Origin of the sequence: Desulfotruncus arcticus DSM 17038 (genome assembly GCF_900113335.1) — a bacterium.
Classification (GTDB): domain Bacteria; phylum Bacillota; class Desulfotomaculia; order Desulfotomaculales; family Desulfallaceae; genus Desulfotruncus; species Desulfotruncus arcticus.
In genome coordinates this window covers 40,647-53,861 of sequence record NZ_FOOX01000008.1, presented here as the reverse complement: position 1 = coordinate 53,861, position 13,215 = coordinate 40,647, and the positions used below count along the sequence as shown (strand labels likewise).

Annotated in this window: 14 protein-coding genes; 3 read left to right on the top strand and 11 right to left on the bottom strand. The window is 45.0% G+C overall.

The window, feature by feature from the left end:
* The first annotated feature begins 319 nt into the window (after nt 1-319).
* Nucleotides 320-1,492: a saccharopine dehydrogenase family protein gene (locus BM056_RS11775; protein ID WP_092471616.1), complete on the top strand. Its 1,173-nt coding sequence runs from the start codon at nt 320-322 to the stop codon at nt 1,490-1,492.
* Nucleotides 1,493-1,807: 315 nt separating this feature from the next.
* On the opposite strand, the gene BM056_RS11770 is transcribed toward BM056_RS11775, so the two are convergent.
* Nucleotides 1,808-2,794 (bottom strand): ATP-binding protein, encoded by a 987-nt coding sequence (locus BM056_RS11770; RefSeq protein ID WP_092471615.1) that lies wholly within the window; start codon nt 2,792-2,794, stop codon nt 1,808-1,810.
* Between the two features lie 552 nt (nt 2,795-3,346).
* Here BM056_RS11770 and BM056_RS11760 point away from each other — a divergent pair.
* Nucleotides 3,347-3,940, top strand: a complete 594-nt coding sequence (locus BM056_RS11760; protein WP_092471613.1) for a DUF2238 domain-containing protein — start codon at nt 3,347-3,349, stop codon at nt 3,938-3,940.
* 174 nt (nt 3,941-4,114) lie between these two features.
* On the opposite strand, the gene BM056_RS11755 is transcribed toward BM056_RS11760, so the two are convergent.
* The 10 genes from BM056_RS11755 to BM056_RS11710 all read right to left on the bottom strand — a co-directional run bounded on the left by BM056_RS11755 (nt 4,115) and on the right by BM056_RS11710 (nt 12,431).
* Nucleotides 4,115-5,836 carry an NADH-dependent [FeFe] hydrogenase, group A6 gene (locus tag BM056_RS11755; protein ID WP_092471612.1) on the bottom strand — a complete coding sequence of 574 codons (1,722 nt, stop codon included), beginning with the start codon at nt 5,834-5,836 and terminating at the stop codon, nt 4,115-4,117.
* Nucleotides 5,837-5,909: 73 nt separating this feature from the next.
* Nucleotides 5,910-7,703 carry an NADH-quinone oxidoreductase subunit NuoF gene (gene nuoF / locus BM056_RS11750; protein ID WP_092471611.1) on the bottom strand — a complete coding sequence of 598 codons (1,794 nt, stop codon included), beginning with the start codon at nt 7,701-7,703 and terminating at the stop codon, nt 5,910-5,912.
* Nucleotides 7,704-7,751: 48 nt separating this feature from the next.
* Nucleotides 7,752-8,111 carry a (2Fe-2S) ferredoxin domain-containing protein gene (locus tag BM056_RS11745; protein ID WP_092471610.1) on the bottom strand — a complete coding sequence of 120 codons (360 nt, stop codon included), beginning with the start codon at nt 8,109-8,111 and terminating at the stop codon, nt 7,752-7,754.
* Nucleotides 8,086-8,661 (bottom strand): ATP-binding protein, encoded by a 576-nt coding sequence (locus BM056_RS11740; protein WP_165613493.1) that lies wholly within the window; start codon nt 8,659-8,661, stop codon nt 8,086-8,088. Before BM056_RS11740 ends, BM056_RS11745 begins: the two co-directional genes overlap by 26 nt.
* A gap of 5 nt (nt 8,662-8,666) precedes the next feature.
* Complete coding sequence (locus BM056_RS11735; protein WP_092471608.1) at nt 8,667-9,164, bottom strand: NADH-quinone oxidoreductase subunit NuoE family protein; 498 nt, start codon at nt 9,162-9,164, stop codon at nt 8,667-8,669.
* A gap of 109 nt (nt 9,165-9,273) precedes the next feature.
* Entirely contained in the window at nt 9,274-9,621 is a 348-nt protein-coding gene (locus BM056_RS11730) for a hypothetical protein (protein ID WP_092471607.1), read from the bottom strand.
* On the bottom strand, nt 9,618-10,928 hold the full coding sequence (locus BM056_RS11725) for a [Fe-Fe] hydrogenase large subunit C-terminal domain-containing protein (RefSeq protein ID WP_238456436.1): 1,311 nt from the start codon (nt 10,926-10,928) through the stop codon (nt 9,618-9,620). The genes BM056_RS11730 and BM056_RS11725 overlap by 4 nt, the downstream gene beginning before the upstream one ends.
* Nucleotides 10,929-10,953: 25 nt before the next feature.
* Nucleotides 10,954-11,379: an ATP-binding protein gene (locus tag BM056_RS11720; protein ID WP_092471605.1), complete on the bottom strand. Its 426-nt coding sequence runs from the start codon at nt 11,377-11,379 to the stop codon at nt 10,954-10,956.
* A gap of 22 nt (nt 11,380-11,401) precedes the next feature.
* Nucleotides 11,402-11,719: a DRTGG domain-containing protein gene (locus BM056_RS11715; RefSeq protein WP_274377544.1), complete on the bottom strand. Its 318-nt coding sequence runs from the start codon at nt 11,717-11,719 to the stop codon at nt 11,402-11,404.
* Nucleotides 11,720-11,984: 265 nt separating this feature from the next.
* Nucleotides 11,985-12,431, bottom strand: coding sequence for a DsrE/DsrF/DrsH-like family protein (locus tag BM056_RS11710; protein WP_092471603.1), 447 nt, complete (start codon nt 12,429-12,431; stop codon nt 11,985-11,987).
* A gap of 315 nt (nt 12,432-12,746) precedes the next feature.
* On the opposite strand from BM056_RS11710, the gene BM056_RS11705 reads away from it, so the two are divergent.
* The gene (locus BM056_RS11705) at nt 12,747-13,151 is read left to right on the top strand and encodes a hypothetical protein (RefSeq protein WP_238456434.1); all 405 of its coding nucleotides are present in this window, start codon (nt 12,747-12,749) and stop codon (nt 13,149-13,151) included.
* The last annotated feature ends 64 nt before the right edge of the window (nt 13,152-13,215 follow it).

Genomic DNA, 13,215 nt, shown 5'->3' with positions numbered 1-13,215 from the left:
TATCGTACTTTTGTTAATCATCGAAATGCAGATAGCAAGACTTCAATTTCCGTAGTTATACGGAGTTTTAAATAGTATAAACATGATTATTGTACATAGTGTTCATCTGTTTTTGTAAAAATGCCATTGATTCAATTTGATTCAACATTTGTATATAATAAAATAAATACAAAACATCATTATTTATAATTAAATTCTAATTTTCTATTGTTTGAGAGATTTTTAACTTAAAAAAAATTTTTAAGTACAAGCCAACAGTTTAAGGCTATACATGCTAGTATTGTCGAAAAATACAATTATTTAGAGGAGGTTTTTTTAGATGCGAATTGTCGTTTTTGGTGGAGCTGGTTTTGAGGGCTCTGGGATAGTAAGGGATCTAATCAAAAGCTGTGTATCAGAAGTTGTTATAGCAGATTGTAACATTGATGGCGCTCATATACTTGCCAATGAATTCAATACGAGTGGAACAAAAGTATCTGTACAATTTGTTGATGCCGATGATCATAATAGTTTGGTTGAAGCAATTAAGGGTGCAGATGCTGTGGTTAGTGCTATTGGTCCGTTTTATAGCTATGGTGTTAAGACGATAAAAGCAGCAATTGATGCAAAAGTGCCTTACGTTGATATTAATGACGATTATGATTCAACCAAAGAGGCCTTTAAGTTTCATGACGAGGCAAAAAAGGCAGGAATACCAGTTATAATTGGCTTGGGGGTTACCCCTGGATTGAGCAATGTATGTGTTAGTTATGCAGCTGGGAAATTAGACCGGGTAAATACAATCAATATTTCATGGATTGCAGGGGCCGGGCCTGGTGGACATGCTGTCGCTCTTCATTTTTTTCACGCACTGGATGGTAAGATCCCGATTTTTATTGATAATAAATATGAATTAATCTCACCCGTAAAAGAGGGCAAAAAATCAGTTAGGTTCCCTGATCCCTTCGGTCTGGTGGAAGTCCCCTATATTGGTCATTCGGAACACATAACCCTGCCAATGTTTATACAAGGTGTTAAAACGGTCACAGTTAGGGGATCGCTTTATCCTTTGATTGTCCAAGAAACAATAAATCAAATAGTTAAACTTGGACTTTTTTCCATGACTCCAATAAAAATTAATGAGACATTAATAGCTCCAAGGGATTTCGCAATGGAATTCTTTCATACCCTGATGGAGGCAGAAGAGACGCGTTATCAGGTGGAAAGAGTATTAAAATCATTACCTACACCGGGTTACGGTTCGTTAATTATAGAGGTGGTGGGAGATAAAAATAATTCAACTGCTAAATATACCTATGTCATAAATGCTGATCTTTGCGATGCCACAGAATGGCCTGCTTCAATTGGGGCGCAGTTGCTTGCCGGGGGGGAGATTAAACAAAAGGGTGTGCTTGCTCCTGAACAATGTATTCAACCCGAGCCATTTTTTGGTGAACTGAAAAAAAGGGGCATAAAAATAAGTGAGGTTGAGGAAATAATCAGAGTAGTATAAATAAGATCTCAATACATATACATATTACATTCATATATCGCATTAAGCAGCACGCTATAGAAAAAGCCCGTTTTACCTTAAAGTAAAAGGTTAGCGGGCTTACCAACTTGATGAACAGTATGTTAATATAGTAACACAAATGTAAAAATTATATAAATTGAAAATTGAGTCCCCGGAAAATGCACATAATAATATTTGCAAATGCTTGGCAAAAAGAGGTTTGGAGGAAATTGTTAATGGCACAGTAACCTCTCCGCCCGCCCTTGTGTCAGTTGTTATTCATTTTGGATATTCCATGAGGATTTTTTTAGACAGTTAGCGTTTTTTTAAAGTAATAGCGCCAGCAGGGCAAGATGTTATACAAAGCCCACATCCGTAACATAATTCCGGGTTATAAACTAATTGCTCATTTATGTTTTTCCGGGCTCCAAAAACACAACGTTCAACACAATTAAAACAATTAATGCATTTTTGAGGGTCATCCTGAACAATCACATTCGCTTTTTGAACCCAGTTCGAACGATTGTATTTTAGTAAAGCTTGTAAGTCGTGACAGCAGCAGCTGCAGCAAGAACAAAGAGCATAGTCTGATTGGCCGGGAGCGGAGATAGCTATGTGGACCAACCCTTCTCTGTCTGCAATAGTTAAAATCTCCTGGCACTCTTCCAACGTTATTTGCCGACCTATTCCCCGTTCCAGCAATTCATTGGCAGATTCGTTTAGATTAATGCATGTATTAATTGGTTTATGGCAATTCCGGAAGGTTAAGCGGCATGAGCATGAAACCAGTGCATAATTATTAGCTCGATTTAAAATATTATATGCCTCATCCTGGGTGACTATTGCGGAGCTGCCGGCAGCATGTAAATGTTCATGATGTTTAAGAGCTTCGCCTGTTGTTAGTACTCTTGAAGATGCCTTTAAACGGCCTTGATCTATATACCTGTCATAAATTTGTATTCTCGATTGCATATAAAAATCTACGATTTTTGCCCTATCTCTATTAGCTAACTGCTCCAGTTTTCCTTCTCCCAAAAGGGTATTAATGATGCCATAAAAGCTCCTCGTTTTAAAATATTTTTTATTACGGGATATCATTCCGTCCTTAAAAAGCTTATTTATGTCGAGCTCAATCTTTTCCAAAGGTAACCCGAGTTCTTTTGCTATGTCTTTGGGCGTTGACCAAGTACTACAATATAGCAAAATCGGCACCAGTTTACCAGGGATAATTGATTTGAGTAAGTCAAGGTGATCTGTAGGGCATTTTATCTGAGAAGCAAGGTTCTCATACAAATCCAGCATAAAGTTATTCCCCCCTTTGGATTTTGTGCAGTACTAATTTCCATTCGTAATCAGCCACTTTCTATTGCTCATTGGAAGATGATATGTAAGCTGGCTTAAAGGTTTGCGACCTGATTCCACCCTCCTTGCTATTTTTTATCCATTTTACCTGATAGCTCCAAAGTAAAAGGTGAAGCATTATTGCTAAGACTGATTTATACTGGTAACCAAAATAAGCGCCCTGTGTAGAGCGCTTAAATAAAGCTTTTCTGGTAAATAAACTGATGACATACTCACAGTAAGGGTGTGTATACTCAGAGGATGGGTTGGCCTTATTCACGTAATGGGTGGGGGGGGTTTGTTGGAATTTGCGCTCACAGACCGCCTGTTTGTAGTTGTTGTGAGACTCTCTTTTAACCCTGAAGCAGGTATGCGAAAAATACGCAATTGATTTGGATAAAATAATTGCGGAAATAAATGAGGCCGCTACAATTAATTTTGACACTTATTAATATATTTTGCTAAGAAAGTCCCTTATAAAAATTAGCAAAAGGCTTAAGGGGGAAATTATTAATGGAAGCAGTAATTAGGAATTTTACAAATTATATTTTTATCATCATACAATTTATAACGATTGCTGCCTTAGCTATCGACAAAAAAATAACTAATGCCGGTGAAGTTCTTTTTGTCACTGTTCTTTTTATCGGTTATATTTTCCTTGGCAAAAAGTACTCTTTTAATGTTGGCAATTACATACATATTTGCCTTGCACTTGTTGTAATTGCGCATAGTTTGGGGGGGAAATACTTTAACCTTTATTTAGAGTCAGCTGCTTTTGACAACTATCTGCATGTATTTGGCACATATACTGTTACCCTTTTTATTTACTCAGCCATTAAAAATTTTATGGATATTTCATTTATTTCAAGAACAAGCAATTTTTTATACGTAACTCTGTTGGGTATTGGTATTGGTACAATTTTTGAACTCCTGGAATTCATTGTAGACATAACGGTTAACCCGCCTATACATAATCAACAAGGTTTAATTGATACAAATTTAGATATGATTGCAGACTTAATTGGTTCCTTAATAGCGGCATTTCATATTAATTTCAACGGTATTAAATTGGGAGTGTCACGGAGACGTGGTACTGACACCCTATAGGCTTTTAAAACAATACCCCTATTGATTATCCTGTATAACAATCTCAGCATCACCCTTTTAGCTAAAAAATTAAAAGGCCTCCGTTAATCACGCTTGTGAGTAATCCGGAGGCCTTTTATTGGGGGTTGGGGGGTTACTTAAAGTTGAGATTGTCTACGCCGCTTCGATTGGCAATTAATATTTCTTACGGGCCGTATAGTGGGTGTGCAGCAGCTCATGGGATTGATGACCCAGCGGCTCACCCAGAAATTCTTTGTATAACGCTTGGACTGCCGGGTTTTCGTGCGACTTGCGCAGCTCCATACTTTTATCCGCGCTGTAGATGCCGGCTGCTCTTTGGGCACGGATTTCCCTGGTGGTGGGTATGGGCTGTCCGCCCCCGCCGATACAGCCGCCCGGGCAGCACATGATTTCAATGAAGTGGTACTGTTTGCCGTTTTGCACTCTTTCCATCATTTCCCTGGCGTTGGCCAGCCCGTGGGCTACCGCAACGTTTAAAACGGTCCCATTTAAATCCACGGACGCTTCTTTAATCCCTTCCAAACCGCGCACTTCCTCAAAATCCAGTGCGGGCAGGGCCTGCCCGGTAACCAGCTCATAGGCTGTCCTGAGGGCTGCTTCCATCACGCCGCCGGTGGAGCCGAAGATAACCCCGGCCCCGGTGGAGATGCCCAGGGGGTGGTCGTAATCTTCCTCCGCCAACGAATTAAAGTCTATTCCCGCCTCTTTTAACATTTTGCCCAATTCCCGGGTAGTAAGTGCCACATCGACATCCTGGCAGCCGCTGCCGTTCATTTCCTGCCGCCCGGCTTCGAATTTTTTGGCGGTGCAGGGCATAATTGACACGACAAATATATCTGCCGGGTCGATGCCCGATTTTTCAGCGTAATAGGTTTTGGCCAGGGCGCCGAACATTTGCTGGGGCGACTTGCAGGTGGACAGGTGCGGCAGCAATCCGGGATAAAAGTGTTCAATAAATTTAATCCAGCCGGGGCTGCAGGAGGTGATCAGCGGAAGCTGTCCGCCGTTTTGCATGCGCTGCAGCAGTTCGCTGCCTTCTTCCATAATGGTTAAATCAGCCGTGAAGTCGGTATCAAAAACTTTATCAAAGCCCAGTTTTCTTAGAGCTGCAACCAATTGCCCGGTGACCACGCTGCCCGGCTCCAGGCCGAACATTTCCCCGATGCTGACCCGAACAGCCGGAGCGGTTTGTACCACAACGTGTTTGCCGGGATCTGACAGGGCCGCCCAAACTTCAGCCGTTTGATCCTTTTCGTGGATGGCGGCGGTTGGGCAGACCAGGGCGCACTGGCCGCAGTTTACGCAGGCGGTATCGCCCAGTGGCTCGAGAAACGCCGGCGCGACGATGGTATTAAAGCCGCGTTCCTGTGGGGCAATAGCGCAAACTTGCTGAACTTTTTCGCAAACGCTGACACAGCGGCGGCACAGGATGCACTTGCGGGGATCGCGCACCAGGGCGGCGCTGGAGAAGTCCGGTTCATAGGAAGGGTTGGCGCCGGAAAATCTGATCTCGGTAATGCCCAATTCCGAGGCCAGTTGCTGCAGCTCGCAATTGGTGCTGCGGGGGCAGGTTAAACACTCCTGCGGGTGGTTGGACATAATCAGTTCCAGGTTCAGTTTGCGGGCCTGCCGGACGGCCGGGGTGTTGGTCCGCACCACCATGCCCGGGGCCACCGGAGTGACGCAGGAGGCCTGCAGGGTTCTGGCTCCCTGGACTTCTACCAGGCAAATGCGGCAGGCGCCGATTTCATTAATCTCTTCCAGATAACATAGGGTTGGTATTTTAATACCCGCTTTTTTGGCGGCTTCCAGCACCGAAGTGCCGGGAACTGCCTGGACTTCTATACCGTCAATGGTTAAGCTGACCTGTGACATAACTAATTCCTCCATTTTACCCTGATATAATTGGGTACATTGATAAGTTGGGGGCATTCCCCGACCCTTTTATTTAAATGGTGATAATCGAATCAAACTTGCATTTTTGTTGGCAGGAACCGCACTTAATGCATTTGGCCGGGTCGATAACGTGCGGCTTTTTCTTTTCCCCGGTGATGGCTCCGGCCGGGCATTCTTTAGCGCACAGGCCGCAGCCCCGGCAGGTTTCCGGATTAATATAATAGGTGAGCAGTGCCTGGCAAGCACCGGCCGGACACTTTTTATCGTTAATATGCGCCTCGTATTCATGGCGGAAATAACGCAGGGTGCTCAGCACGGGATTGGGAGCGGTTTGTCCAAGGCCGCAAAGAGCTGAGCTTTTAATGCCCTGACTCAGTTCCTCCAGCAGCTCTATATCACCTTCGCGCCCGTTGCCGGAGGTTATCCGCTGCAGTATTTCCAGCATGCGCTTGGTGCCAATCCGGCAGGGGGCGCACTTGCCGCAGGACTCCTCCTGTACAAATTCCAGGAAGAACTTGGCCAGATCAACCATGCAAGTGTCCTCGTCGACGATAATCATCCCGCCGGAACCCATAATGGTGCCAAGCTTATTTAAAGAATCATAATCCACCGGTGTGTCAAGGTATTCTTCCGGTATGCAGCCGCCTGAAGGCCCTCCGGTTTGCACCGCCTTAAATTTTTTGCCGTCAGGTATGCCTCCGCCGATGTCGAAAATAATCTCCCTGAGCGTAGTGCCCATGGGAACTTCAACCAGTCCTGTATTATTAACCTTGCCCGCTAGGGCAAAAACCTTGGTGCCCTTGCTTTTTTCCGTTCCGATTGACGCAAACCAGGCGACCCCGTTTAAGATAATGGGTGGTATGTTGGCCCAGGTTTCAACGTTGTTGATGACGGTCGGCTTACCCCAGAGACCTTCCTGCGCCGGAAAGGGCGGCTTGGGACGTGGTTCGCCGCGCTGCCCTTCGATGGAGGCCAGCAGGGCGGTTTCTTCACCGCAGACGAACGCTCCCGCTCCCACCCTGATTTCAATATTAAAATTAAACCCGGTGCCAAAAATATTATCACCCAGCAAACCATATTCACGTGCTTTATTAATGGCTGTTTCCAGCCTGTCCACAGCCAGGGGGTATTCCGCCCGGACATAGATGTAGCCGCGGGAAGCACCGATGGCATAGCCGCAAATGGCCATTGCCTCCAATACCGAATGGGGGTCGCCTTCCAAAATGCTGCGGTCCATAAACGCGCCGGGATCGCCCTCATCGGCATTGCAAACAACATATTTGGCATCACCGTTGGCACGGGCGGTAAACTCCCATTTCAAACCCGTGGGAAAACCGGCCCCGCCTCGGCCCCGCAGGCCGGATTCCTTTACGGCGTCAATAACCTGCTGGGGAGTTGTCTGCGAAAGGGCTTTTCCCAGGGCCCGGTAACCGTCCCGGGCAATGTATTCCTCAACGGATTCCGGGTTGATGATACCGGTATTGCGTAAAGCTATTCTGGTTTGACGTTTAAAGAACTCCAATTGGCCAAAGTCGGCGACCCGTTCCTCGCTGCCCACCGGCCGGTGCAACAGCCGGGTTACGACTTTGCCCTTGAGCAGGTGTTCATTGACAATTTCCGCCGCGTCTTCGGGCTTTAATTTACGGTAAAATACACCGTCCGGGAAAATCATAATTACCGGACCCAGATCACAGGGTCCCATACAACCCGTTTCCACAACTTTGATTTCATTTTCCAGTCCTGTTTTTTCAATATGTTCCTGGAGTGCGCTTTGTACCGATTTGCAGGCCGAAGAGATGCAGCCCGCGCCGGCGCAAACCAGCACGTGGGACCTATACATTTCCATTATTTTTCCTCCTTGTGCCTAACAAGATATGACCGGTTAGTTATCAAATTACTTTTTCGGTGCTGTCCAATCTTCTACTATAGTGCCTTCCACCAGGTGCCTGCGAACTATTTCTTTGGCCTTTTCCCGGTCAACATTTACATAGGTGGTTTTTTCCGGTCCCCTGGCTACCTCCAACAGCGGTTCATGCTGGCAAAGGCCGACACAGCTGGTCTGGGTAAGCGCCACATTATTCAGTCCTTGCTGTTTTAATTCCTCCAACAGGGCTTTGACGATTTCCCTGGCGCCGGCGGCAATCCCGCAGGTACCCATGCTTACGGTTATGGTGACATCGTGGTCCTTGTCCCTGATGTTCATTTCCTGCCGGAGACGGTCACGTAATTTATCCAGTTCTTCTAAACTCTTCAACTTTTCTTTCCCTCCTCAATTTCAGAATGTTGTTGTGTAAATAATTTTTTAGCCACACCATAATTTCCGGGGTTTTTATCGGTATGTCTCTGAGCAAAACCCGAAAGTCCCTGGTGTTAAAAGAAAATGACCGGTTGTTATATAGATGGTTATAAAAAAAGTCTATTGAATCGTTTGCAGCAAGCAGGGTAACAAGGGTTCCCGCCACATCTCCCAGTGGGGCCCGGTCCAGGTGATTATGAGGGAAAGTGGCGGTAACAACTGTGCCTTGTCGTGGTTGGGCTTTAATCTCAAAAGAGCCGCAGCATCTCTCAACTGCCTCCATAAATAGCGGTATACCAAGTCCAACCCGCTTATTATGTTTGGTAGTGTAAAAAGGGTCTTTAACTTTGGCCACATCCGCCCTGGAAATGCCGGGGCCGTTATCGGCCACCTCAATTTGCAATGTATTGGCTGGAATATTTTCGTTGATATTAATTGTTAGTTCGGTGGCTCCGGCTTCCAGAGAATTAACTGCCACATCAAGTAAATGCTGGGAAAGCTCCTCCAATTTGGTCACTCCCTGCTGTACTTGGATAAAATATCATCGAGTTTCCCGTTATTTACTCGGCCGTAAACGTCTTCATCCACTGTTACCACCGGGCCAAGCCCGCAAGCGCCCAGACAGCGCACCACGTCAACGGAAAATTGTCCGTCCCCGGTTGTACCACCGGGTTTAATCTGTAATTCATCCTCCAGCTTATTTAATAGCTGGCTGGCTCCGCGAACATAGCAAGCTGTTCCGGTGCACACATGTATTTTGTGCTTGCCCTTTGGTTTAGTTGTAAACAAAGAGTAGAAGGAAACCACTCCATAAACTTTCGTTAATGGAACATTGAGTTTTTCGGCCACCAGCACCTGTGCTTCCCTGGGCAGATACCCTGCCACGTTTTGAGCTTTGTGCAGCGCCTGGATCAAACTGCCGGGATCTCCGCTGTATGGCTCCAGCAGTTTTTCAATCTCTGATAACTGTTCCTGGCCAAACTGAGCGTGACATGAACAACTGTGTGACATCTTTCCAACCTCCTGATTTTTATTATGCTTGCTAAATTTTTTTCTGTGGATTGATTTTAGCAGAGTTAAGGGTAAAAAAAACCTTAAATATAACATATTATTGTTACATTTAAATTATCGAATTATCTGATAAAATAACAAATAATTTTCCACTGGCTATAAAATTATTAAGAGGAGTGGTAAAAACGGGTATCCCTTCTTTAATAGCTGCTTCCACGGTATCAGGGTCGGGGATTCGGTCATTGGAAATTATTACCGCTGAAAGGTTAACCAGGGATGCTACCGCCACAATGTTGCGGTGGTGGTGAATGGTAACCCACAGGTCGCCGGGGGACGCGTTGGCCAGGACGTCGCTTAACAGGTCACCGCAAAAAGCGCCTCGGATTTTGTTGTTCGACAGGGGACCGGCTTGTAGGGTTAATTCAAGTTGTTGAATAATTTTGTCCCACAATTTCATCGTTTGGCGCCCTCCTTGTCGCTTTTTGCCGCTTCCCGCCCCATTGCAGGTGGTTGCAAGTGAGACAGGTCCACTATTTCCCTGGCCAGGCATTGTAGTTTTTCCCTTAATTTAAATACACAATAAGAAGTTTCAGCGTAGCCTCGTACGATGTCCTCAGCCAAGGCCCGGCAGTTGGGAGAGCCGCAGGAACCGCAATCCAAACCGGGTAAATCGGAAGTGATTTTTTCTACCTGTTCGAGCATACTGATGGCCTGGTCAATATCATTGCTAAGCTTTAACGCGGGGCGGGGTAATATTGGCCCCGGCAGTTCGCAAAAATCATAGTTGCAGTCTATTTCCGGGCAGTGGTAATCATTTTGGCTCAGTTTTTTGACCAGGTTTTCCATGCGCACCCGGGAAACAAACTGGTTTTGGGGAACCAGCGGACCCCCTATGCAGCCTCCGGTGCAGGCCTGTGCTTCAATATAATCAATGTCCCTGAGTCCACCGCGCTCGATTTCCTCAAAGACATTGATAACATTGTGAATTCCGTCTACTGCCAGCAAGGAACGGTCCTTAATGCCGTGGTTTTCTCCTCCGGCTCGGCCCCAGCCCACACCGATGGCGGGGGAGCCGCCAGGGACAATATTGGTGGCTGGTGATTCCAGCCGGCTGAGAATCTCGCCGTAAATAGAGGACATGGAAATAGCCCCGTCAACGTAGGAGCGGCTGCCAAAAGGCTGTTTTATTGCTGTAACCTTGGCCGGGCAGGGGGTGATGAAGAATATGCCTATTTCTTCACTTTTGCAGCCATGTTCCCGGATAACTTTTTCCCTGGCCATGCGGGCCGATACCTCCATGGGGGTGTCGATTAAAACAACATGGTCAAGCAATCCGGGAAAACGTACCTGCATCAACCTCACAACTGCGGGACAGGCCGAAGAGATCAAAGGCCTGGGTTTATCCTGTTGTAAATAATTACGCAGGCAGTTAGTGACAATTTCAGCGCCTACGGCAACTTCGTAATAGTCGTTAAACCCAATGTCCAGCAGCGCCGCCAAAATGTTATGGGGCATTACAGCCGGGCCAAACTGCGCGTATAGGGAGGGAGCGGGCAGGGCAACCGTATAGCTGAAGTCTTTCAGCCGCTCCAGGGAATCGGTGATAGCCAGCTTGGCCCGGTTGGGGCAGATACGAATGCATTCGCCGCAATCAATACAGCGCTCCTCAATGATTCTGGCCCGCCCTTCGCGTACCCTGATCGCCTCGGTGGGGCAGTGCTTGATACAGTTGGTGCAGCCTTTACATTTTTCCTGGTCCAGCATAACCGAATGAAAGTATTTTAGCATTTCATTCACCACGGTTTCTATTGATAATAATTGCTTTTAACGTAGTGCCTGAATCAACTTCCGAGTCAATATGCAATTCATCTGAGCAGCGTTGAATATTGGGCAGGCCCATACCTGCGCCGAAACCCATTTCCCTGATGTGGGGCGGGGCGGTGGAGTATCCTTCCTGTAAAGCCAGGGGAATATCCGGAATGCCCGGACCCTCGTCAACGGCTTCAATTTCTACCCGGTTGGGGTGGATGTGAGCAACCAGGTTGCCGTGTCTGGCATGAATGACAATATTCAACTCGGCCTCATAGGCTACAATAACTGCTCTTCTAATAGTTTCAATTTCCATGCCGACAAGCTGCAGGGCTTTTTTTATCTTGGCGGCTGCTTCACCGCCCCTGGTGAAATCCATGCCCTGAACCTTAAATTCCAGTTTCAAATTTTATCACTCTCCAACGCTGTCAAGAGCTGCGCAGGCCGTGCTGGTACAATAGCCCGCAGCTTTCAAAAAGAAATCTGTTTGTCACCAGTAACGGCAGCTTTTTTTCTTCAGCCAGTTGGATGATTTCTTTTGCCGGTTTTTTACCCCGGACAAACATTATGGCCTTGGCTTCGATCATATCTGCCACTCGAATGATTTGAATATTGGTCAGCCCGGTAATTAAAAGGCACTCTGGCCTGGAAAAGCATAGGGAGTCGCTGATTAGGTCACAACCGAAACCGGAATTAACTTCCAGGTCAAGCATTGTTTCTCCGGCAATTATTTCCGCGTTTAAAATTTGCTGAACTTTATGTAATTTAATAAGCGCTCACCTGCCGATAAACTATTCTTATTAAAAAGGGGCTAAAATGATAAATAGTAGTTATTAAAATTGATAAAAAAATATTATATACTTATATTAATAAATATATTTAAAAAAATCAATCATTTTTGAAATTGTCACAGTCAGAAAATAAAATAAAAAAAGACAGGCCATTACAATAAGCCTGCAATGTTTATATATTTTTCAATTTTAATTAAATATATGTGATAGCTGCCAAGCTTTAAATGAAAAGGTTGACATTGGATTCCATAGCTGTTTTAATATAGCTCGCGGCGTCTGAAACTACAACACCCTCAATTAACTCTTCGTTTTTGATGTCCATGATCTGCAAAGTCATTAAACAGGCATGAAACTTTACCCCTTCCAACTGGCACATTTCCAGCAAGGTTTCAATATTGGGCACTCCGGCCCGGTCTTCGGCCAGCTTGGTAATCATTCTTGCCGATACGCCGGGAACGCCTGGAATTGCGCCAAGCATTCCGTTGGGATAATATTTTATTTTTTTTGCTCCGTTTTTTCTTATCACATCTATGCCGTCAAAGGTAAAGAAGATCATGGTGTCTGCCCCGGCTCTGCGGGCCTGCAGAGCAAGTATCAGAGGTGGATAAACGCCGTCTATGGTATTTCTGGAACAGATGAAATTGGCCTTTTTGCTTATTCCTGACATATTGATCATCCCTATCACCCACATATAGAATTTGTAATATATTAATATTACAATTAATTAATCGATGTGTCAATATTGAAGCATGATTTCACTGCGAAGTCTAAATTTAAAAAATTGTTGCCTATATAAGTTATGGATAAATTTACACAATAATTAAATGGGGAGCTCTTTTCCATAGGTTGCTTTAAAAGACATTTTCAAGGAAAAGTTATAAAAAAAGATAAATTGAGCAAGTTAATAGATATTAAAATGTTGAGGTGCGCTATGGACAGAACTTTTAGGGGAGCGATAGCCGGGATCATAGGCGGTATAATTATGGATGTGTGGGACTTGATCTCTTATCATTTTTTGCAGATTGGCTCATTTCGTTACCTTGACTGGGCAGCTATGATGATCTATGGCGAACCCCCTGAAAACATATATGAAACTATAGTGTCATTAATCACACAGGTATTATGGGCCGGTTTTTTAGGAATAATCTTTTCTTTTATACTTATAAAAATTACTTCAAGGGGGTACCTAATCAAAGGCGCGTTGTACGGATTTATCGCTAGTTTTATAATTTTCGCTATTCCGGTATTATTCAAAGTTCCTCATTTAGATCAGACAGGGCCAAATACACAAATTTCGCACTTTATAGGCGCTATTATCTACGGTGTTACTACAGCCGCTGTTCTGCATTGGCTGGACAGCACACCCGGGGTGAAAAACAAATCTTGAAAGTACTTTTAGTATATAAATTTAAGAGAGATGGAGATAATTCGGATAATGGGGGAATAATTAA